The organism is Rossellomorea oryzaecorticis, assembly GCF_038405515.1.
GTDB lineage: Bacteria > Bacillota > Bacilli > Bacillales > Bacillaceae_B > Rossellomorea > Rossellomorea oryzaecorticis_A.
Genome location: NZ_JBBYAF010000092.1, coordinates 1 through 1283, shown reverse-complemented (window position 1 = coordinate 1283; position 1283 = coordinate 1). Strand labels below are relative to the sequence as shown.

2 protein-coding genes are annotated in these 1283 nt (G+C 40.0%); one reads left to right on the top strand and one right to left on the bottom strand.

The window, feature by feature from the left end; translation table 11 throughout:
• Positions 1 to 353 precede the first annotated feature (353 nt).
• On the bottom strand, positions 354 to 530 hold the full coding sequence (locus AAEO50_RS21055; RefSeq protein WP_341986333.1) for a hypothetical protein: 177 nt from the start codon (positions 528 to 530) through the stop codon (positions 354 to 356).
• Between the two features lie 274 nt (positions 531 to 804).
• On the opposite strand from AAEO50_RS21055, the gene cspD reads away from it, so the two are divergent.
• On the top strand, positions 805 to 1005 hold the full coding sequence (gene cspD, locus AAEO50_RS21050) for a cold-shock protein CspD (RefSeq protein ID WP_032089110.1): 201 nt from the start codon (positions 805 to 807) through the stop codon (positions 1003 to 1005).
• The last annotated feature ends 278 nt before the right edge of the window (positions 1006 to 1283 follow it).

Sequence of the window (1283 nt, the reverse complement as noted above, 5' to 3'; positions counted from 1 at the left end):
AGACTCCTGCGGGAAGAGTAGCTGATGTGAGACCTGTCCAGCTCCAGGGCTTAGAGGCACATGTCATAAGTCAAACCGTCCAAGAAGGCAAAGAATGCCTTCGTGGCCGATTCGCCTTATGCCACCCGCCTCTGAACAAAGCCCCTCCGCTTTTCTTCCCGCAGGCTTGCCGAGGAGGCTCACGGGCTGCCTGCGGAAAGCGAAGTCTTGTACGGAAATCATTAGCGGTATTAAGAGTCTACAATGAAATTGTTCGTCTTTATATGGTGGTGTTTCAGTTTAGTCCCAGACTCTTTTTTAGCGTTTTCAAACAGAAAAAAGCTGCACATCAATTGATCTGCAGCTTTAGGCTATCATTCACCTTTGGTTAATTCTTCTTCAAAGAAAAACGTACCTGGATGTTCTTTGACGATATATGAGTAGCGTTTCATGTTTTTAACATACTGAGATTTCAGGATGGTTACTGTTTCGCCGGTTTCTTTAATTGTGACAGCAGATCCATTACTAAATAAACTTTTAGTGGATTTCATATGACACTTCCTTTCAACTTCTTTTATTATACCACATAAAATTCATCGCTTTAAAGAAGAGATGTAAAAGCATAAAGATCCTTTGACTTAATCGTAAGTCGTCTGACTTTATGAAGCGTGCTCTTGTTTACTTGATTATTTCAAAGAATCCTGTTATTCTATAGAAGAATTATTTTTGTCCGGTATACGAGGGAAGAACAAGATTTGGTTTTCACCTGATATCGCAAGAATAGTAATACATTGTGTGGTAAGCACACACTAGGAGGCATTTTTCATGGAAAATGGTAAAGTAAAATGGTTTAACGCAGAAAAAGGTTTTGGATTCATCGAAGTAGAAGGTGGAGACGATGTATTCGTACACTTCTCAGCGATCCAAGGTGAAGGTTTCAAATCACTTGACGAAGGTCAAGAAGTTTCTTTCGACATCGAACAAGGTGCTCGTGGACCACAAGCAGCTAACGTTGTTAAGAAATAATTGATTACAAACTTCCAAAACAGGCTCATCATTTGATGGGTCTGTTTTTTTGTTTTTGGAAAAAAAAGATTGGGACAAAAGTATTTTAAATTAAATAAAACCGGACTAAATTGCACTTCAGGAAGCAAATTAGTCCGGGTTTTTTTTGATGATATGTACATTTAGGTTTAGCTCTTTCCAGCAGTTGATTGGAGTGCAAGACGAAGACTCCTGCGGGAAGAGTAGCTGATGTGAGACCTGTCCAGCTCCAGGGCTTAGAGGCACATGTCATAAGTCAA